Here is a 21,478-nt window from a genome sequence, read left to right as displayed (position 1 = left end):
TTTAGTTTGCCATAGTGGCAACAAGTCACGCACAAGACGGTGATTGGTGTTAGAATGGCTTTCACAATGTGCTTATCATCATAGCGAATTCCGATGAATTCGTTTCGACATGGGTGACATCATCAGTCAGTAAAGAAACAGTAATGAGCCAAGAATATACAGAAGACAAACACATTCGATTTAAAAAACTCAGTAGCGGCAGACGACTACTCGAAGTCATTTTGCTGGCCATTTGTTTGAGTGCCATATTCTTAATGGTCGCATTGTTGAGTTTCAACCCTTCAGACCCGAGCTGGTCACAGACCACATGGAATGCGCCAGTTAAAAACTTGGGGGGAAGTGTTGGCTCATGGAGTGCGGATATTCTCTTTTCTGCTTTTGGGATCCTTGCATTTGCCATCCCGCCGTTATTGTTGCTTGGTTGCTGGAGCATCTATCGCTATGAAAGCCAGCGTCGTTACATCGATTTTTTCTCACTCTCATTACGTTTGATTGGTGGGTTAGCACTGATCTTATCATCCTGTGGCCTCGCTGCACTTAATTTCGATGATTTGCCCAATTTCTCTTCTGGTGGCGTGATAGGTAGTGTGTTCAGTAACGCTATCATGCCATGGTTCAACGCATTAGGTGCCACACTTGCCTTGCTTTTTCTATGGGCAATTAGCTTTACGCTATTTACAGGCTGGTCTTGGTTGACGATAGCGGAAAAAATTGGTGCTGCGGTGCTAATCCCTCTTACGCTGATGACTAACCGTGCACGTGGTGATGATACTGTAGACTATGACGTGGAAGAAGCAGAAGATGCTTTGCAACGGGCACAAGAAGCTGAACGTCAGGCCATCGAAAATTTCGATGCGGATAGCGACGATGTATTATTTTCTTCACCCACAATTAGTGAATTAGCCGCGGTTGACGTGGGTGAACCACAAGCGACAACACAACCCGTGGCAATGCAGACTGAACACACGGATACCCCAGTGGCCTCATCCCTAGCAGCAGAGGATGAAAATTTACCCTCATTTTCAGCCACCGAGCAGCAAGAGGCATATCACTTTGAAGTGCCTGACGATTATCAACCAGTTGTGTACGATAGAGATTTTCAATTTAAAACGAATGAAAATCCGCAAGCGCCAAGCCACGCGGTACAGCAACCTGAAAATAGTCTCAATGATGTTTTGACTCACTCAACGAATCCAAGTCGTGAACAACCTGTTGATTGGCAATCCTTAAATCATGCACAACCTCAAACAGCATCGCCATCATTAAGTCAGCAACAAGCTGAACAACAAAAGCAAGCACCGATTGAACAGAACACACTTTCTTCATTTTCGGGGCCGTCGGGTGCACAAAATACACCTGAGCCAACAATGCCTATTTCACCGGTAAGCGATGCCGTATCTCAGGCAAATGGGCAATCGATGTCTGATAGGGTTGCCGACCCTGCGGCATTAGCAGCAGCAGGAATTTCTGTTGCGGCACTGGAGCGCCACGCACAGGTAAAACAAAACTTAGAGCCTGAATTACCTCGTCCAAATCCTGTGCGCCTGCCAACGCGTAGAGAGCTGTATGGTATTCGAATTCCTTCACAGCGTGATGCTGAGCTTCAGCGTCGCAAGGAAGAAGCATTACAACGCGAGCAAGTTTATCAGCAATGGTCTTCTTCTGAAGAGAATCAGCAGCAAGATGACGATAACGAACAAGAAAATAGGCTACGTGAGCAATTTTTGCAGCAGCAACGTGAACGTTATGGCGTTGATGAAGATAGTGGCCATGACGATGATGCATCAATCCCTCTCGATATCACGCCATCGGAACCGAGGAGCGAAAAAATTGAGCCAGTTGCTACGCGTTATACTCAACCGGACATCGAGCACCGTTGGCCTACCTCATCAACGCAAGTAGAGCCTCAGGTTCATCAATTGACAACGCCTGATAATGGCCTATCGACTCAACCGTCAGAGCATGATAGAGCCAATGATAGCGTTGAACCGAATTTTGACCTAAGTGAACATATTTCAGTGCTGGATAGTTTCTCTCCAGTTAATGATCTGGTTAATGAAGAACCGGCGGATCCACTGTTTATGCCATCATTTAGCGCGACAACAACGGCGAGTAACTCAAATACACCTCCAGTCGACAATACAGTAAAAAATGTGTCGCCAATGCTGGACAGCGCTGCTTACCGGACTGATACTGTTGTGCCGCAACAGCCGCAACAGCCGCAACAGCCGCAACAGCCGCAACAGCCGCAACAGCCGCAACAGCCGCAACAGCCGCAACAGCCGCAACAGCCGCAACAGCCGCAACAGCCGCAACAGCCGCAACAGCCGCAACAGCCGCAACAGCCACAACAGCCACAACAAGATAGTCTATTTCACCCATTCTTGGTGCGTAATGATCAGCCGTTGCCTAAACCAACAACGCCAATGCCTTCTTTGGACTTGTTAACCACGCCTCCAGCTCAAGAAGAGCCTGTGGATATGTTTACATTAGAGCAGACGGCGAGATTGATTGAAGCGCGTTTAAATGATTATCGTGTTAAAGCTGATGTTGTTGGTTTTTCACCGGGGCCTGTTATTACCCGATTTGAACTGGATTTAGCGCCAGGGGTAAAAGCCGCACGTATTTCGACATTATCACGAGACCTTGCTCGCTCACTTTCAACAACGGCAGTCAGGGTGGTTGAAGTTATCCCTGGTAAACCTTACGTAGGCCTTGAGCTACCTAATGAGAAACGGCAAACCGTTTATCTAAGAGAAGTGTTAGATTGCGAACAATTTAGGCATAGTTCATCACCATTAACTATGGTGTTAGGGAAAGATATTGAAGGGGATCCTGTTATCGCAGATCTGGCAAAAATGCCTCATCTATTGGTCGCGGGAACAACGGGCTCAGGTAAATCTGTAGGGGTCAACGCCATGATCCTCAGTATCCTATATAAATCTAAGCCCGAAGATGTACGCTTTATCATGATCGACCCGAAAATGTTGGAATTGTCTATTTATGAAGGCATTCCTCATTTATTGACGGAAGTTGTTACCGACATGAAAGATGCTGCAAATGCATTACGTTGGTGTGTCAACGAAATGGAACGCCGTTATAAATTAATGTCGGCGCTCGGGGTGCGCAATTTAGCAGGCTACAATGATAAAATTAAAGCCGCTGAGGAGATGGGAAGACCCATTCCAGATCCTCATTGGAAACCGAGCGATAGCATGGAAATGGAACATCCCATGCTGAAAAAAGAGCCGTATATTGTCGTGATGGTTGATGAATTTGCCGACCTAATGATGACTGCCGGTAAAAAAGTTGAAGAGCTGATTGCTCGCCTTGCACAAAAAGCACGTGCGGCAGGTATTCACCTAGTCTTGGCGACACAACGCCCATCGGTAGATATTATTACTGGTTTGATTAAAGCCAATATTCCAACTCGAATTGCATTTACTGTTTCGAGTAAAATTGATTCACGAACCATTCTTGATCAGGGCGGTGCAGAGTCCTTGCTGGGAATGGGGGATATGTTGTATTTACCTCCTAACTCATCGATTCCTGTTCGCGTTCATGGTGCGTTTGTTCGTGACCAAGAAGTGCATGCGGTGGTGAATGACTGGAAAGCACGTGGGCGTCCTCAATATATCGATAGCATCACTAAATGCAGCGATGAAAATGAGGGAGGCGGCTACGATAGTGCGGAAGAGGAGCTCGATCCATTATTTGACCAAGCCGTTGAGTTTGTTGTCGATAAACAACGTGTTTCAATTTCTGGTGTTCAGCGTCAGTTCCGTATCGGTTATAACCGCGCAGCGCGAATTGTCGAACAGATGGAAACACAAGGTATTGTGAGTGAGCCGGGCCATAATGGTAACCGTGAGGTACTCTCTCCGCGGCAAGCTGATTACTAATTTATAGTGTGGGTTGTTGCAAGCGCAATGGCCAAAGCGTAGTGCTTATTACGGTATCAATAAAAGGTCTTTGTTCGATGAAAAAAATGATGTTATTGGGGGCATTAGCCCTAAGTTTACATATCGGCTCAGTGCTGGCAGATGCCAGCAAAGACCTTCAGGAACGTCTGAATAAGGTCAATAGCTTTCATGCTAGCTTCTCTCAAAAAGTCACTAGCCCTGAAGGTGATTTGGTTCAAAAAGGTGTTGGCGAGTTATGGTTACAGCGCCCGAATTTATTTAATTGGAATATGACATCGCCTGATGAGAGTGTCTTAGTCTCTGACGGTAAAAACTTATGGTTTTACAACCCATTTGTAGAACAAGTTACGGTGACAAATCTTGCAGATGCGACCCAAGATACGCCATTTTTATTAATTACCCGCAATAATCCGTCAGATTGGAAACAGTATTCGATTATTCAGCAGGGGAATACGTTTGATTTGAAGCCTAAGCTCACGAATGGCACTTTGAAACGCTTTTCTATTACCGTTTCACCTGAAGGTACCATTGAGAAGTTTTCTGCGATTGAACAAGATGGGCAAACAAGTGCCTACCAACTTAAAGAACAAAAGAATGGGCCTGTTGATAAGCGTCAATTCACCTTTACTGTACCAAAAGGTGTCACACTCGATGATCAACGCTCTGGTGGTCAATAAGAGGAAATAGTGGGTAACCTATCACTCGATTTTTCACAAAATGAATTTCAACCTCTAGCGGCGCGTATGCGCCCAGAGGTGCTTGAACAGTATATAGGACAACAACATTTGCTGGCGGAGGGAAAACCATTACCGCGGGCAATTAAGGCTGGCCATCTACATTCAATGATTTTGTGGGGACCTCCGGGAACAGGTAAAACGACGTTAGCTGAAATTATTGGCCACTATGCTCAAGCCGATATCGAACGGATTTCTGCGGTTACATCCGGTATTAAGGAGATTCGAGAATCGATCGAAAAAGCACGGCAAAACCGTGATGCAGGGCGTCGAACGATTCTATTTGTCGATGAGGTACATCGCTTTAATAAAAGCCAACAAGATGCTTTTTTGCCACATATTGAAGATGGCACGATCACTTTTATCGGCGCAACAACAGAAAATCCCTCATTTGAATTGAATTCAGCGCTTTTGTCTCGTGCTCGTGTTTATCTACTCAAATCATTAGATGCCAGTGATATTGAAAAAGTGTTGTTGCAAGCCATGAGCGATACAAAACATGGTTTGGGTGGACAAAATATTATTTTGCCTGAGAGTACTCGTAAATTAATTGCTGAATTAGTGAATGGTGATGCAAGACGCTCCCTCAATTTGCTAGAAATGATGGCGGATATGGCGGAAAGTGATAGCCATGGTCAGCGTGTTTTAACTGCCGAATTGTTAAAAGAAGTCAGTGGAGAACGCGCCGCACGTTTCGATAATAAAGGCGACCGTTATTATGACTTGATTTCAGCTTTACATAAGTCAGTAAGAGGGTCAGCTCCTGATGCTGCTTTATATTGGTATGCGCGTATTATCACTGCGGGGGGCGATCCGTTATATGTGGCCCGTCGCTTGTTAGCAATAGCATCTGAGGATGTTGGTAATGCGGATCCTCGAGCAATGCAGGTCGCAATTTCGGCGTGGGATTGTTTTACCCGTGTAGGGCCTGCGGAAGGTGAGCGAGCAATCGCTCAGGCCATTGTTTATTTAGCATGTGCACCGAAAAGCAATGCGGTGTATACCGCTTATAAGGCTGCATTGGCAGATGCACAGAGGCAACCAGACTATGACGTTCCCGCTCATTTGCGCAATGCCCCAACAAAGCTATTGAAAGAGCTGGGAGCTGGAAAAGAATATCGCTACGCTCATGATGAGGAGAATGCGTATGCCGCTGGAGAGGTCTATTTTCCACCTGAAATGCAGCATACCCAATATTACCATCCCACAAATCGGGGTCTGGAAGCGAAAATAGCAGAAAAATTAAACTGGTTAGCGCAACAGGATCAAAATAGCCCAACAAAACGCTATCGCTAATGTGGGCAATGCGGTAAGGTTATAAAATAAGATTTTTTATAAAATTTTTTGAGTCGCATGGTCACCAGCGACTTGAAGGTGTACAGGGTATAATACTGGAACGTGTTATACTCTCTTTCAATATTTACTAACAATAATCACAGGATAAGCATGCTCGATCCCAATTTACTGCGTACGGAGCTAGACGCGGTTGCTGAAAAACTGGCTCGCAGGGGTTTTACCCTTGATGTGGAAAAGCTGCGTGAATTAGAAGAACGCCGCAAAGTTTTACAAGTTGAAACTGAATCCCTGCAAGCAGAGCGTAACTCGCGATCGAAATCCATTGGTGCCGCTAAGGCGCGCGGTGAAGATATTGAGCCTTTACGTCAGGAAGTGAATCAGTTAGGCGAAAAATTGGATGCCGCGAAGGTAGCACTAGATAAGCTACAACAAGAAATCCGTGATATTGCATTAAGCATCCCAAATATGCCTGATGATGCTGTACCTGATGGTAAAGATGATTCAGATAACGTTGAGGTGGCTCGTTGGGGAGAACCTCGCCAATATGATTTTGAGGTTAAAGACCATGTTAGCCTCGGTGAACTAGCGGGCGGATTAGATTTTCCAGCTGCGGTTAAACTCACAGGTGCACGTTTTGTGGTGATGAAAGGGCAAATAGCTCGTTTACATCGCGCACTGGCACAGTTTATGTTGGATCTACATACTGAGCAACATGGCTACCAAGAGTTGTATGTTCCTTACTTGGTTAACCATGATACGCTTTATGGTACAGGCCAATTACCTAAATTCGGTGAAGATCTATTCCATACTAAGCCGCTGGAAGAAGAAGCAGAAAGCACTTATGCGTTGATCCCGACGGCTGAGGTTCCTGTGACTAACTTAGTTCGTGATGAGATCCTTGAAGAAGATGCATTACCACTGAAAATGACAGCGCATACACCTTGCTTCCGTTCCGAGGCGGGTTCTTATGGCCGTGATACGCGTGGTCTTATCCGTATGCACCAATTCGATAAAGTAGAATTAGTGCAAGTGGTTCATCCAGAAAAATCGATGGAAGCGTTAGAAGAGCTAACCGGTCATGCTGAGAAAGTTCTACAACTGCTAAAACTGCCGTATCGCAAAGTGATCCTTTGCACGGGGGATATTGGTTTTGGTTCGCGTAAAACTTATGACTTAGAAGTTTGGCTGCCTGCTCAAAATACGTATCGTGAAATCTCTTCTTGCTCGAATATGTGGGATTTCCAAGCACGTCGTATGCAAGCTCGTTTCCGCAGTAAGGGTGATAAGAAAACTCAATTGGTGCATACACTGAATGGCTCAGGCTTGGCTGTGGGCCGTACATTAGTTGCTGTATTGGAAAACTACCAATTAGCAGATGGTCGTATTGAAGTGCCTGAAGTATTACGTCCATACATGAAAGGCCTCGAATATATCGGCTAATTGATTGAGTTAAATTAACTAGAAATAATAACGCCACTTTTTAGTGGCGTTATTATTTTGACGGTATTTGCCCGTTTGCATTCTATTAGAGGCTCAAATATAAAACCACCCGAGTGGGTGGTTTTGATTTGTAGCCTCTAATTTCAGTCAAAACGAAAGAGGATAAACTTAGTTAATTAATTTTTGTTTATCATCATTTTGTGCAAAGAATAGGTTACGGTAGGAAGTGTAATAACAAACACACATGATAGGCATCGTGATTAAAAGACCTAATCCGAATGGGATTGCGGAAACAAACAGAATGATGGTAATCACGATAAAGAATAGAATACCTGGAAGGATATTTTTACTGACCGCTTTTAGGCTTGCAGAGATCGCTGCACCTACTTTGAAATTATGGTTCATGATAAGAGCAGGAGCGAACCAAGTCATTGCGGCAGCGACGATACCAGTGATGGCCATAATGATGGCGATATAGAAGAATGAACCACCTAAAGCAAAGATAGCTTCTGGTGAAATTTGTCCACCTTGACCTGCTTCTAATAGAACAGCCATTAATGCCGTACCCCCGATCATGGTTGCAATAAAACCACCAACGAGTGTCACAGCAAAGTTAATTGCGCCGACAGCAAATAGAGCACCAAATTTCGTTTGGAAACCAGCAAATAAGGTACCAATATCGACTTCACCTGTTGTACGCTGTTTTTCACAGATAGCAATGATACCACCAATAAGAATTGGGCTTACGAAAGTCACAAAGAAATTCACCAATGGGATCATTGAAAGAACTAAGATAAAAGCAAAGAAAATAATATTAATCAGTACCCACATACCTAACTTTTCTTTAACCATAGCCCATGCTTGGCTAATCCAATTAATTCCTTCGCCAGCATCAACAGCTCTTGGCTCAGCGAGAAATACAGAATTATCCATAGGGGGTTGTTTGTTTACAGAAGATGCAGGTGCATTTTGGGAATCGAAATTTTCGTTATTCATGATAGAAAAATAACCCGTAATGTGTAATGAAAGTGTAATGTTTTTAATGGAAATATGGTCAAAATTTAAATAATAAATAAAAATATACTTGAGTTATTCAAGTACCGTGTGCCGTGCATGATTATGTAGTTAAATAAAATTTATTCAAAGCAGACTATTCTGGGAAGAAAAATTCAATGTAAAGAGTTGGGAATAGGGTTTTTATTAGATGGTTATACAAATATTTATCCTTTTTTATGCATTTTTTGAGTATTAGTACTAAAAATATGACAAAAGGTCTAAACGGATATTTTAAACATGAGGAAGAATAAGCTAAATAAAAGTGAGCCGTTTTTACAACTCACAAAAATTTATCAGTAATAATATTCGTTAACTATTTACTGTTGTTACGGGATAAGAAACTAATGGCTTAATTTCTTTAAGTACGAACATACTTTGCATCTCCTTAATCCCCGGAAGTCGGCGGATCACTGACATCGCAAAATCGGCATAGGAATCTAAATCATGTGAGACAACTTGTAATAAGAAGTCCGCATCACCACCAATACTGTAGCATGAAACCACATTTTCTAATTCACTGACTTCTTGCTCAAACTTTTTGGCTTCTGTTTCACTATGACTATCGATTGTTACTCTGACAAATACCATCACGCCTAAACCAATTTTTTTACGGTTGAGAATAGCACGATAGCCTTGAATAACATCATCCTCTTCCAATTTACGGACTCGGCGCCAGCATGGCGAGGCCGACATACCCACTTTGTCTGCTAATACCTGATTGGTGATGCGGGCATCATCTTGCAGTAACTGAAGAATTTTTATTTCTGTCTTATCTATGGCCATAATGGGAATTTCCTTGCTTAATTTGGCGAATCACCGGTCAATTATTTCTTTTTGTTACTCTACTATAGATAAGATAGACAACAAATTTCTATTTATTGATGCCATAATTATCGCGTATTACACCTTGTCGTATGAAGTCACTTCCCATTATGAATTAAAGAGGCAAGTATGCAATTTGATGTATCTACTCATCGTTGTGCCATTATTATTAATCAAGACTTAGCGTTAGGCTTAGCTATGAATGCAGCAAGTATTATCGGTGTTGGCATTGGGAATAAAATTGAACAACTGATAGGGCAAGATTTGGCGAGTGCAGATAATATTCATTATCCCGGCGTCATTCTAGCATCATTACCAATATTAAAAGGTTCTGCTGATCGAATTAAACAAATACAAAAAGAGTGTTATGACATTGAAGATGTTTATTTATTACCTTTTAGTCTAATTGCTCAGTCCTGTAAAAACTATGATGAGTATAAGCTCAGATTAATGAGTACTCTAGATCAAGATATTCAATTAGCGGCTATTGGTTTAGTGGGTAAAAAAAATAAGATAAATAAATTAACGGGAAATTTATCGTTATTTAAATAAGCGATTATCTCACCACTCTTTTATAGGTTAATAATATGATAAGCATCACACAGTTACTCTCTTATGGGAGTGCGTTGGCTATTGCTGCCATTATTCCGGGACCTGGAATGACGGCCGTCGTCGCACGTACCTTGAATGGAGGGGTTGTAATGGGTTTTGCACTACTGAGTGGATTAATATTGGGGGATATTCTTTATCTTTCGTTTGCGATATTTGGCTTGGTTTTGGTCGCAGATCATTTAGCTATTATTTTTAATGTTATTTATTGGGGAGCCGCCTTGTATTTATTATGGTTAGCATATTCATTATGGCGACAGGATATTCAACCATTAAAGACTTCAGATTCTATCTCAACAAAACAATTCGCGATAATCGGTGCTTCAGGGCTGATGATCACCTTAAGTAATCCAAAAACAATCGCTTTTTATATGGCGATATTACCTTTAGTGATTTCTTTGAATGAGATTACCATAACAATTTGGAGCACAATATTAATACCGATTACATTATCAATATTACTTTTAGTCGGAATGGTATTTATTTTGGGAGCTAAGAAAGCGAGCCAGTTCTTATCGAGTAGACGATCACAAAGGATAATATTTAGAGGAACGGCATTGATGATGGCTGCTGCTGCAATAGGTATGTTATTCAAGACACAATAAATAAGAGTGGCTCTACGCGAGGGTAGAGCCATTATTGTCAATACATTACCTTGTGGCCGTAGCTTTCTAGGATACTTTTCACGCGTTCCATGCTCTCTTTTGAAGGTGGTTTTACACCATCGAGTTTATATTCTTCCCCCATGGTTTCCCACTTGTGTTTACCCAGTTCGTGGTAAGGAAGTAATTCGATTTTCTCGATATTTTTCATATCCTTGGTGAATTCACCTAAGAGATGTACGGAATGGTCATCATCACTCCATCCTGGAACAACCACATAACGTACCCATGTTTTTTGGTTACGTTTGGCAAGATAACGCGCGAATTCAAGTGTACGATGGTTAGAGACGCCGACTAAAGTTTGGTGTATCTCATCATTAAGCTGTTTTAAATCCAGCATGACTAAATCAGTGGCATCCATAAGCTCATCGATAACGGGATCATAGCGACGAACAAAACCGTTAGTATCAAGGCAGGTATGGATATTTTGTGTTTTACATGCACGGAACCAGTCACGAACGAACTCTGCTTGTAAAATCGCTTCACCACCGGATGCCGTTACACCGCCACCACTCGCATTCATAAAATGGCGATATGTCACAGCTTCTTTCATTAACTCTTCGACAGTGACCATTTTGCCAGTATGAGTGTCCCAAGTATCACGGTTGTGGCAGTATAAACAACGCATTAAACAACCTTGAAAGAAGACAATAAAGCGTATTCCAGGCCCATCAACGGTCCCACAAGACTCAAAGGAGTGGATACGCCCGAGAGTTGCAGGCGGTGAAGTGGTACTGATATCTGTGGTTGGAATCGTATTGGTTGTTGTCGACATAGCAGGAACTCCAAAAAAAGACCCGTCATACTTCAAGCGGTGGAGAATAAGGCTATTGAGTGGCCGCTTACTTACAACTCGAATTATTTAAGGTATTCATCATTAATAATTTGAACTGTAGATTTATTGGTTATTTATTATGTGAAAACAACTTTCAGTGACCAATAGCTTAAAATATTCGGGTTTAGTTCTAAAAAAGCCCCATGGTTGGGGCTTTTTAGTTATTTTATTAATTTATGATGCTCATTATTACATTGAACTAGTGAAAGTACGAGTAATAACGTCTTGTTGTTGCTCTTTAGTCAGTGAGTTAAAACGCACTGCATAACCAGAAACACGGATGGTTAACTGAGGATACTTCTCTGGGTTTTCCATCGCATCCAACAACATTTCACGGTTCATCACGTTAACGTTCAGGTGCTGACCGCCTTCGATAGACGCTTCATGGTGGAAGTAACCATCCATCAAACCGGCTAGGTTAGCCTTACGTACTTCATCATCTTTACCTAACGCATTTGGTACGATAGAGAAGGTATAAGAAATACCATCTTTCGCGTAAGCAAATGGCAGTTTAGCAACGGAAGTCAGTGAAGCAACCGCACCTTTTTGGTCACGACCGTGCATTGGGTTCGCACCTGGTCCGAATGGAGCGCCTGCACGACGACCATCTGGGGTGTTACCTGTTTTCTTACCATAAACCACGTTAGACGTGATGGTTAGGATTGACTGAGTTGGTACTGCATTACGATAAGTAGGCAGTTTCTGAATTTTCTTCATGAAACGTTCAACTAAGTCGCAAGCGATATCATCGACACGTGAGTCGTTGTTACCGAATTGTGGGTATTCACCTTCAATTTCAAAGTCAATAGCAATACCGTCTTCATCACGAATTGGTTTAACTTTGGCGTATTTGATAGCAGACAGTGAGTCAGCTGCAACAGAGAGACCCGCGATACCACAAGCCATTGTACGGTAGACATCACGATCATGCAGTGCCATCAATGCAGCTTCATAGCTGTATTTGTCATGCATATAGTGGATGATGTTCAGCGCAGTGACATATTGAGTTGCCAACCAGTCCATGAAGTGATCCATGCGATCCATCACAGTATCGAAGTCAAGGACTTCATCCATGATTGGTGCATGTTTAGGACCAACTTGCATTTTCAGTTTTTCGTCCACACCACCGTTGATAGTGTATAGCATGGTTTTCGCTAAGTTAGCGCGAGCACCGAAGAACTGCATTTGTTTACCAACGATCATTGGGCTTACGCAACATGCGATAGCATAGTCGTCATTGTTGAAGTCAGGGCGCATTAGGTCATCGTTCTCATACTGAACCGATGAAGTATCGATAGACACTTTTGCCGCGAATTTTTTGAAGCTAATCGGCAGTTGCTCTGACCACAGGATAGTCATGTTAGGCTCTGGAGATGGGCCCATGGTATACAGCGTGTTCAGGAAACGGAATGTGTTTTTAGTCACCAGCGTACGGCCGTCAAGACCCATACCTGCCAGTGATTCTGTTGCCCAGATTGGGTCACCAGAGAACAGTTCATCATACTCAGGCGTACGTAGGAAACGTACCATACGCAGTTTCATGACTAAGTGGTCGATTAGCTCTTGCGCTTCTTGTTCAGTCAGTTTACCTGCTTCAAGGTCACGCTGAATATAGACGTCTAAGAAGGTTGAAACACGACCAAATGACATTGCTGCGCCGTTTTGCGATTTCACAGCCGCTAAGTAAGCGAAATAAGTCCACTGAACGGCTTCTTTTGCGTTAGTTGCAGGACCAGAGATGTCATAGCCATATTTTGCAGCCATCTCTTTGATTTGACCCAATGCGCGGTGTTGCTCAGCAATTTCTTCACGCAGTTGGATGGTCATCTGCAAGTCTTCACCTTTTTCTAATCTTTCTTGCAGTGAACCAAACTGATTAAACTTATCTTTCATTAAGTAATCAATACCATACAGAGCTACACGACGGTAGTCACCGATGATACGACCACGACCATAAGCATCAGGTAAACCGGTTAAGATACCTGATTTACGGCATTTTAGGATGTCTGGTGTATAGACATCGAAAACACCTTGGTTATGAGTTTTACGGTATTCAGTGAAGATTTTTTTCAGGCTAGGATCTAAAGTACGATCATAGGCTTTACATGAACCTTCAACCATTTTGATCCCACCGAATGGAATGAGTCCACGTTTTAGAGGTGCATCAGTTTGTAGACCAACGATTTGTTCTAAATCTTTGGCGATATAACCCGCATCATGGGAAGTAATCGTTGATGCAACATCAGTGTCAAAATCAACGGGCGCATGCGTACGGTTCTCGATTTTGATTCCTTCCATGACTTTGTCCCACAGCGTATCAGTTGCTGGGGTAGAGCCTGCTAAGAAAGATTCGTCACCTTCATATGGAGTATAGTTTTTCTGGATGAAGTCACGTACATCGACGTTATCCTGCCAGTTACCTTGGTTAAAACCTTGCCATGCTAAAGCGAATTTTTCATTTAATTCTGACATGATACTTTTACCTTTTAACAATGGATCTTTTAAGGATCTTAATAAATCTTTTCGTGAGTGTCAGTGGCTATTAATGTTTTTGGCCACCACGTAAATGCATGAACCAATAAATTAGGCCGACTAAAAGTGCGCCGCCAATAATGTTACCGATAGTGACTGGTATAAGGTTGTCTGTAATAAAATGACTAACAGTTAACTGTGAAAAGTGTTCTGGTGAAACACCAATCTGTGTCCAGAATTCAATAGGGGCAAACTCTTTGATCATGATGCCTAGCGGGATCATAAACATGTTTGCGATGCTATGTTCAAAGCCGCTAGCGACGAACATGGCGACAGGGAGCACAAGAACCAATAATTTATCGGCTAGGCTACGACCTGAATAACTCATCCAAACAGCTAAACAAACCATTAAGTTAGCTAAAATACCTAAACAAACAGCCTCAATAAATGTATGGTGCAGTTTATGATCGGCAGTTTGTAAGACATTAAGTCCCCACTGACCATTTGCCGCAGTATATTGCCCAGCGAACCAAATCAACGCGACAAAGAACAGTGCGCCAATCAGGTTGCCAATATACACGTTGAACCAGTTTAGAAACATTTGTCCCCAAGTGATTCGTCCTGTTGCTTTGGAAACAATGGTCAATACAGTGGAAGTAAACAAATCTGCACCGCATATGACAACGAGCATTAATCCAAGAGAGAAGCAGACACCACCAATGAGTTTGGTAAAGCCGAAGGGAGCTGCTTGTGCGCCAGTGGTCGCAGTAATATAAAAAACAAATGCGATTGAGATAAAGATACCGGCAGTGAATGCTGACAAGTATGTAATTGCAGGATGTTTGTTGGCTTTGTAGACACCAGAGTCATCTGCAACTTGAGCCATTACAGTAGGAGGCAAAAGATTAAAAGGGTTGTCAGCTTTCATACTAACACTCTCTTACAAAGTTGATTAATTATAGCACGCAATCATAGTAACAAACGGCATAACAGAGAAATTTGATATGGATCATGAACTGTCGTAAGAAATCGACTTAAATTGTTGAAAAATAGTTAATTTTTGATTTATCTTCTTGATTTATATAAATTAAATAAATTTTAAAATTTACTAAAAATTTTTATGTTTTACCGTTTAACCCAAAATACAAGTAAAAAAACGGGCCTATTTGTTATCTAAATATTGCAAATTTAGACGTGTTTTTAATTAATTTAGCTTATGTGAAGATAATGGCCTAAAGGCCATTATCTTAAAAAGATGATCGAGAATAGGATTAGGCATTTTCACGTTTAGCTTTTTGCAGTTTTTCATAGGCTGCAAGTAACGCTTGGTGTGCTGGTAATGCCGTTAATTCATCATCGATAGACCACAAACCATAAAAGCATGATTCACCTGAAAGAGCGGCGGAAGCGGCGTCGACAGTTTTTTGACCATACATGCGAACAAATGCAGTGTAGTATTGTGACTTATCACGCTGCTCTTCTTGATTTAATAACAGTAAGGTGTGTAAACAGCGGTAATAATTCGCTCGTTCAGCTGTAAATACGGAGCTGTTAAAGTCTTGTGTCCACTCAACCCAAGCGAGCGCTTGCTCAAGGTCGCCACCGGCTAAGGCTAACATAGACTTTAATTCGCCAATACGTAAGTGACTCCAGCCATTATCTTTGCCTACGGCAAGACCTAATAATTCACGTACACGAGTAAAATCATCTAGGCCTTCATCGTCAAGCTGCTCAATAAGATTGAGGTAATCTTGTTTTTCCCATTGACTATCAGGCAGGTTAATAATGGTATCGCGTAAATGTGCGCCCATTGCATTGTTGGCAATATGCAGATCTTCCACGGGATAAATATCAGACATACCAGGCACAAGAATACGGCATGCATAGACGCCTAAATGGTGGTAATCGGCGATATACACTTCCGCATCTAATTGATTAAAGATCCCCATCAATGTGGCGAACTCTTCTTGAGTGGTGCCTTTGAAACTCCAATCAACAAATGGGTAATCGGCTTCATCTTTAAACAGATCCCAGCTAATAAGTCCACTTGAGTCAATGAAGTGGGTTTCTAAGTTTGTGTGTTCAGCCACCTCTTCATCGTCAAATGTTGGCGCGTTAAACACATCAAGATCTTTGAGGCCACGGCCTTGTAGCAGTTCGGTGACTGTACGCTCTAAGGCAACACCAAAATCAGGATGCGCACCAAAAGAAGCAAAACAGGTGCCATTTTGAGGATTAAATAGCACAACACAGATCACAGGAAATTGGCCGCCGAGAGACGCGTCATAACAGAAGATTGGGAAGCCTTCTTTTTCTAAGGTTTCAACGGCTTCAACAACATTTGGGTAGCGAGCCATAACGTCTGTCGGGATTGCAGGTAGGCTGATACTTTCTGCAATAATACGATTTTTCACAAAACGCTCAAAGACTTCAGATAATCCTTGCACACGTGCTTCATTTGCCGTGTTACCTGCCGACATGCCATTAGACACATACAGGTTACCAACAATATTCATTGGAATATAAACGGTTTGATTATCAGATTGGCGAGTAAAAGGTAGCGCACAGATACCTCGCTCTTCATTTCCTGACTGCAAATCAATTAATTGACTGCCTGCTAATGCACCATCAGGATCATAAAATTGGCGTAAGCGAGCATCTAAAATACCTTCTGGCAAACTATCATCATCGGTGAGTGGGAACCATTTTTCATTTGGATAATGAACAAAATCGCCTTCAGCAATAGACTTGCCTAAATAAAAATCGGCAAAGAAGTAGTTAGTGGATAAACGTTCGAAGTATTCGCCAAGGGCAGAAGCGAGAGCGGCTTTTTTGCTGGCGCCTTTACCGTTGGTAAAGCATAGCGGACACTCTTTGTCGCGAATATGGACTGACCAAACGTTAGGCACAGGATTTAGCCATGAGGCTTCTTCAATATCAAAGCCTAGTTTTTTCAATTTAGTTTGAAAAGCGTCAATAGACACTTCAAGGGCGGCGTCTTTGCCTGGGATAAAGGTTTGGGTCATGGTCAATCACTTGTTAAAAAGGGGTATAGGCGGCCTATGATACGGATTTTTCCATGTCTGCTCACGCTTTTTATTCTTATTAGAGTAAATCATCTAAATATTCATAATTTCATCTAAAATAGATAGAGGCATCACGGAAATACTGTTTCAATTCCACATAATAACGTAAGTTTATTTAAAATAGAGGTCATAGGATGAAACAAGGTAAAAAGGTATTACTGGCGACAGCGCTCACACTCTGTACTGCATCGGTGTATGCATTACCTAATATTACGGTCTTAGCAACGGGAGGCACGATTGCAGGTGGTGGTGATTCAGCCACATCTTCTAGCTATCAAGCCGGTAAAGTGGGGATTGATGCGCTTATTAATGCGGTGCCTGAGATTAAAAAAATTGCCAATCTTACAGGTGAGCAGATCGTCAATATTGGCTCTCAAGATATGAATGATCAGGTGTGGCTGACATTAGCGAAAAAAATCAATCAAGAGTGTGATAACACCGATGGATTTGTGATTACTCATGGCACAGACACATTAGAAGAAACCGCGTTTTTCCTTGATTTAACAACATCCTGCCAAAAACCAATTGTGCTAGTTGGCGCAATGAGACCATCAACTGCATTGAGTGCTGATGGCCCTCTTAATCTTTATAATGCAGTGGTGGTGGCAGCGGATAAATCTGCTGGTGAACGTGGTGTGTTAATGGCCATGAATGACAAAGTCGTTCAGGGACGGGATGTGGTGAAAATGAGCACCACAGAAGTACAAGCGTTTGATGCTGTGAATGCTGGCCCACAAGGTTTTATCCATGACGGTAAAGTAACCTTTTATAAACCAGCCGAACCAAGGGCAACGAAGGCAGCTTTTGATGTGAGCAAACTGGATAAGCTACCTCTAGTCGGTATTGTTTATAACTATGCAAATGCTTCAGCCGCACCTGTCAAGGCTTTGCGTGAAGAGGGAGCGAAAGGGATTGTCAGCGCTGGTGTCGGAAACGGTAATATGTATAAAACGGTTTTTGATGCGCTAGCCACAGCAGCTAAAGAAGATATTGTGGTTGTTCGTTCGAGCCGTGTACCAACAGGTTACACGACACGCAATGCCGAAGTTGATGATAACTTATATGGCTTTGTGGCTTCAGAACGATTGAACCCGCAAAAAGCACGTATTTTATTGCAACTCGCCCTGACTGAAACTCAAGATCCACAAAAAATCCAATCATTATTTGAAAAATATTAATGCGGATATAACGTCACCAAAGAGGGGCTATTTATGCCCCTCTTGTTCATTTTTAGATGACAAATTAACCCTGTTTGCGACAATATTTGCCGTGATTAATGCAAAGCAAGGTACTAACGAAAATAAGACAAATAACCAAAGAGACGCTGATTTTGCACCATCCATCCCGCCAGGTACAGAAAGCCCTGCAAGATTTGCGATCATCCCTGCCAGTGAGGCACCGAAAGCGGTAGAAAATAACTGTAATGTTGTAATCGCAGAAGAGGCTTTCTGGGATTCACTGCCAACTGACACTTGCAATACTCGCGTTAATAAATGTGGCCATGCCGCGCCAATACTTGCCCCTGTGATAAATAAAGCGAGACAAATTATCCATATTTGCAATTGCTCTAGCTGAATGATTTTCGTCATGAATAAGGCAAGTGTGATTAAACCGATAAGTGTGAATAGGGGGCCTAAACGAATAATACGAACGGCAATAGTCGGTTTAAAAGAAGATGACAAGATAGCCGCACTTGACCAACCAGCGCCGACAAGCGCAGCCAAATAACCCGATAATAATGGGGCAACGCCATGCAATATCTGTAAAAAATAAGGAACAAAAACTTCAGTCTGTACGCTTAGGCCAAGTAGTGCCATGGTCAGGTAGATTGGCGCGAGCTGTGCGGAAAAATGAAATGTGCCATGCGGGAAGAGTGTATTGTGTCCACGGCGTTCAATAATGACAAGTCGTACACACAATAAGATAGCGATTAACATTCCCCCGATGGGAATAAATTTATCTTGGCTTAAATTTCCTAAAGAGATAGCGAGAACAGCAAAGGAAAGCAATAAAAGCGCTTGCAGTGGTATAGGTTGCTGTGGGCATTGTTCATTAGGATTTTGCGCAGGTAATACTCGCCAAGTTAGCCATAGATAGGGGATACCAACCACCACTAGACACCAAAAAGCGCCTCGCCACACATCATACTCAGCAAATATTCCCCCTAGAGCAGGGCCTAATAGCGTTGCCATTCCCCACATACTCGACATCATGGCTAATACTCTCGACCATAAGTGCTGAGCAAATACGATATGCACCATGGAATAAGATAATGTGAGTAAAATACCCCCACCCACACCTTGAATAACTCTGCCTAATAGCATGATAGGCATGGAAGGCGTCATAGCACAAACCATTGAGCCGATCAGAAAAATCAATGTAGCAAGGCCATAACTTTTTCTTGGGCCAAAATAATTAAGAAGTCGTGATGTTAATGCTGATGAAATAATCGAAGATAGGATAAACAGTGTGGTATTCCAGGCATAAAAATCAATGCCGCCAATATCCCGTACAACAGAAGGCAGCGTTGTTATGGTGATATAAACGTTAATAGCATGAAGGCATATACCGCCGGACAAGGCGAGTGTTAAACAGAGATTTTTGCCAGTAAGGAGTGTTCGCCAGCCTTCCTGATGTTTCCCGTCAATATTTTCGTGCGATTGTTCCATCGTATCTCTCTAATTTCATTTTTCTTTGCTTACATGGAAATATTCACTTGGTTTATTTGTGATTAAAAAACGTGTTCTCAACTAAAGCAGTTATGCATCAACTTAGCAAGTTTGATTGAAACGCTTACAGGCAAAGAATGTTATTTTTTATATTGAAATAAGTATTAAGTGGACCCTCAATACAGGGTTTTTTATCTAAGTTTAATCTTTAATTCAGGATATTAATGCGAAAAACATTATCGGTTTGAATGATTAACACTGAGAATGAATAGAAAAATTAATGTGTCTTGGGTCATATTTTAGGAATAAATATATTTTTAACCTTGATAATTCGCGTCGCGAAAAATAGGCTAAGTAGGTACTCGTATTTTGTTTATTGAAATTAATAATTACCTAATGGGCGACTACTGAAACTTATCACTAAAAAATAATATAAAAACTGAGGAAACAGCGAATGGTTAATAAAAATGTCAATCGTGGCAGGGGGATGCTCGTGCTTAAAATAGGCATCGCACTTCTTCCTATGAGTTATCAACCAATAAGTTTTTCTGAGCAATTTTTAGATGATTCAACACTTAAAGGCGGTTTGTATTATTGGCAACGCGATCGTTCTAGAAAAGAGTTAAACCCTGAAAGCGATAAATATAAAAAATATGCCGATAACCTTAAGCATTCTACCGTAAATGCCAGTCTTGATTATTCTTCAGGTTATTTTCAGGATCTCATCGGTTTAGATTTAGCGGCATTTACTGCCATTGAATTATCAAATAGTGGTCCCGCGGCACCTAATGAAATTGGTTTTAGTGATGCGAAAACGCGTTGGGATGAAAAATGGTCAGGCGATCGTAGCGGCGTCAGTGTTTATAAAGCGGCTGCCAAAATGAAATATGGTCCATTTTGGGGGAAAGGAGGCTATATCCAACCCACAGGACAAACACTGTTGGCTTCCCATTGGAGCTATATGCCCGGTACTTATCGAGGAATTGAAGTCGGAGCGGTATTTGATTTTGAAAACAAGGGAGCTTTGAGCATGTCCTATATGTGGACTGACCGATATAAAGCCCCTTGGTATCGTGATATGTACAACTTCCGTGAAGCTGACAGTAAAACAGGGATCAGCTATCTACAATCTATTGGTTTTAAATATGATTTTAAAAATTCATTGGTATTAGAAGGGGCTTATGGACAAGCTAAAGACTATATAGATCAATATTTTGCAAAGGCCTCTTATGCGGTACCTATTGTTAATCGTGATTTACGAATGTCTTATCAATTCTATGGCGCAAAAGATAAGGTATCTGATGGCGGAGTGAATAATGTTTATGATGGCCTCGCTTTCTTACAGGCGGTGACATTAGGTTATACCTACGAGCAATTTGATTTTCGCGTGGAAGGAACTTACGCCAAAGCGAAAGGTAATCAAGGCTATTTCTTACAGCGCATGACGCCAGGCTACGCGACATCAAATGGTCGATTGGATATTTGGTGGGATGGGCGTTCAGATTATAACGCGAATAATGAAAAAGCGGTTTTTGCTGGTGTCATGTACGATTTAGCTCATTGGGATCTGGCTGGTTGGAAAGTAGGTACATCTTATATTTATGGTTGGGATGCTAAACCAAGTACCAATACACAATATGCCCAAGATGTAAAATTAAGAGAAAGCGCTTGGAATATCGATATTTTATATAGTATCCAAACAGGTAGAGCTAAAGATACTTTATTTAAATTGCACTTTACTAAATATGATAACCATACCGATATTCCAAGTTATGGTGGTGGGTTCGGTAATATATTTCAGGATGAAAAAGATATTAAGTTTATGGTGATGATGCCATTCACTATTTTTTGATAGCACGGTCACTGCTATTAAA

General features: G+C 41.9%; 14 protein-coding genes and 2 pseudogenes. 9 read left to right on the top strand and 7 right to left on the bottom strand.

Going from position 1 to position 21,478, the window contains the following annotated elements; genetic code table 11:
- Positions 1-143 precede the first annotated feature (143 nt).
- The 5 genes and pseudogenes from M1F03_RS20050 to serS form a co-directional block, all read left to right on the top strand.
- Positions 144-1,838, top strand: a pseudogene (locus M1F03_RS20050) (DNA translocase FtsK 4TM domain-containing protein); the annotation flags it as partial.
- Between the two features lie 366 nt (positions 1,839-2,204).
- A pseudogene (locus tag M1F03_RS20045) lies at positions 2,205-3,902 on the top strand (DNA translocase FtsK); the annotation flags it as partial.
- Positions 3,903-3,979: 77 nt separating this feature from the next.
- Positions 3,980-4,600 (top strand): outer membrane lipoprotein chaperone LolA, encoded by a 621-nt coding sequence (lolA, locus tag M1F03_RS13115; RefSeq protein WP_251464507.1) that lies wholly within the window; start codon positions 3,980-3,982, stop codon positions 4,598-4,600.
- Between the two features lie 9 nt (positions 4,601-4,609).
- The gene (locus M1F03_RS13110; RefSeq protein ID WP_196714107.1) at positions 4,610-5,953 is read left to right on the top strand and encodes a replication-associated recombination protein A; all 1,344 of its coding nucleotides are present in this window, start codon (positions 4,610-4,612) and stop codon (positions 5,951-5,953) included.
- Between the two features lie 150 nt (positions 5,954-6,103).
- Entirely contained in the window at positions 6,104-7,393 is a 1,290-nt protein-coding gene (gene serS / locus M1F03_RS13105) for a serine--tRNA ligase (RefSeq protein WP_154623158.1), read from the top strand.
- Positions 7,394-7,561: 168 nt separating this feature from the next.
- On the opposite strand, the gene M1F03_RS13100 is transcribed toward serS, so the two are convergent.
- Complete coding sequence (locus M1F03_RS13100) at positions 7,562-8,389, bottom strand: BPSS1780 family membrane protein (protein WP_251464505.1); 828 nt, start codon at positions 8,387-8,389, stop codon at positions 7,562-7,564.
- Between the two features lie 369 nt (positions 8,390-8,758).
- Positions 8,759-9,232 carry an Lrp/AsnC family transcriptional regulator gene (locus tag M1F03_RS13095; protein ID WP_154623614.1) on the bottom strand — a complete coding sequence of 158 codons (474 nt, stop codon included), beginning with the start codon at positions 9,230-9,232 and terminating at the stop codon, positions 8,759-8,761.
- Between the two features lie 168 nt (positions 9,233-9,400).
- Between M1F03_RS13095 and M1F03_RS13090 the strand changes: the two genes are divergently transcribed.
- Positions 9,401-9,823 carry a DUF2000 domain-containing protein gene (locus tag M1F03_RS13090; RefSeq protein ID WP_154623615.1) on the top strand — a complete coding sequence of 141 codons (423 nt, stop codon included), beginning with the start codon at positions 9,401-9,403 and terminating at the stop codon, positions 9,821-9,823.
- Between the two features lie 35 nt (positions 9,824-9,858).
- Positions 9,859-10,485, top strand: a complete 627-nt coding sequence (locus M1F03_RS13085; protein ID WP_251464504.1) for a LysE family translocator — start codon at positions 9,859-9,861, stop codon at positions 10,483-10,485.
- Positions 10,486-10,522: 37 nt separating this feature from the next.
- Here M1F03_RS13085 and pflA read toward each other — a convergent pair whose 3' ends face one another.
- The 4 genes from pflA to ycaO form a co-directional block, all read right to left on the bottom strand.
- Positions 10,523-11,317 carry a pyruvate formate lyase 1-activating protein gene (gene pflA, locus M1F03_RS13080; RefSeq protein ID WP_154623617.1) on the bottom strand — a complete coding sequence of 265 codons (795 nt, stop codon included), beginning with the start codon at positions 11,315-11,317 and terminating at the stop codon, positions 10,523-10,525.
- Between the two features lie 249 nt (positions 11,318-11,566).
- Complete coding sequence (pflB, locus tag M1F03_RS13075; RefSeq protein WP_154623618.1) at positions 11,567-13,849, bottom strand: formate C-acetyltransferase; 2,283 nt, start codon at positions 13,847-13,849, stop codon at positions 11,567-11,569.
- 70 nt (positions 13,850-13,919) lie between these two features.
- Positions 13,920-14,777: a formate transporter FocA gene (gene focA / locus M1F03_RS13070; RefSeq protein ID WP_251464503.1), complete on the bottom strand. Its 858-nt coding sequence runs from the start codon at positions 14,775-14,777 to the stop codon at positions 13,920-13,922.
- A gap of 343 nt (positions 14,778-15,120) precedes the next feature.
- The gene (gene ycaO / locus M1F03_RS13065) at positions 15,121-16,875 is read right to left on the bottom strand and encodes a 30S ribosomal protein S12 methylthiotransferase accessory factor YcaO (RefSeq protein WP_154624609.1); all 1,755 of its coding nucleotides are present in this window, start codon (positions 16,873-16,875) and stop codon (positions 15,121-15,123) included.
- Between the two features lie 194 nt (positions 16,876-17,069).
- Here ycaO and ansB point away from each other — a divergent pair, with 194 nt between their 5' ends.
- The gene (gene ansB / locus M1F03_RS13060) at positions 17,070-18,113 is read left to right on the top strand and encodes an L-asparaginase 2 (RefSeq protein WP_154624610.1); all 1,044 of its coding nucleotides are present in this window, start codon (positions 17,070-17,072) and stop codon (positions 18,111-18,113) included.
- Between the two features lie 27 nt (positions 18,114-18,140).
- Here the strand turns inward: ansB and M1F03_RS13055 are convergent, their stop codons facing one another.
- Positions 18,141-19,604 carry an MFS transporter gene (locus M1F03_RS13055; protein ID WP_251464502.1) on the bottom strand — a complete coding sequence of 488 codons (1,464 nt, stop codon included), beginning with the start codon at positions 19,602-19,604 and terminating at the stop codon, positions 18,141-18,143.
- Positions 19,605-20,058: 454 nt separating this feature from the next.
- Here M1F03_RS13055 and chiP point away from each other — a divergent pair, with 454 nt between their 5' ends.
- Entirely contained in the window at positions 20,059-21,456 is a 1,398-nt protein-coding gene (gene chiP, locus M1F03_RS13050; RefSeq protein ID WP_410240739.1) for a chitoporin ChiP, read from the top strand.
- The last annotated feature ends 22 nt before the right edge of the window (positions 21,457-21,478 follow it).

It is taken from the genome of Providencia sp. PROV080 (genome assembly GCF_033688105.1).
In the GTDB taxonomy this organism is placed as follows: domain Bacteria; phylum Pseudomonadota; class Gammaproteobacteria; order Enterobacterales; family Enterobacteriaceae; genus Providencia; species Providencia zhejiangensis.
Note: the sequence above shows the minus strand (reverse complement) of the source record. Positions and strands in the feature narration are given on the sequence as shown.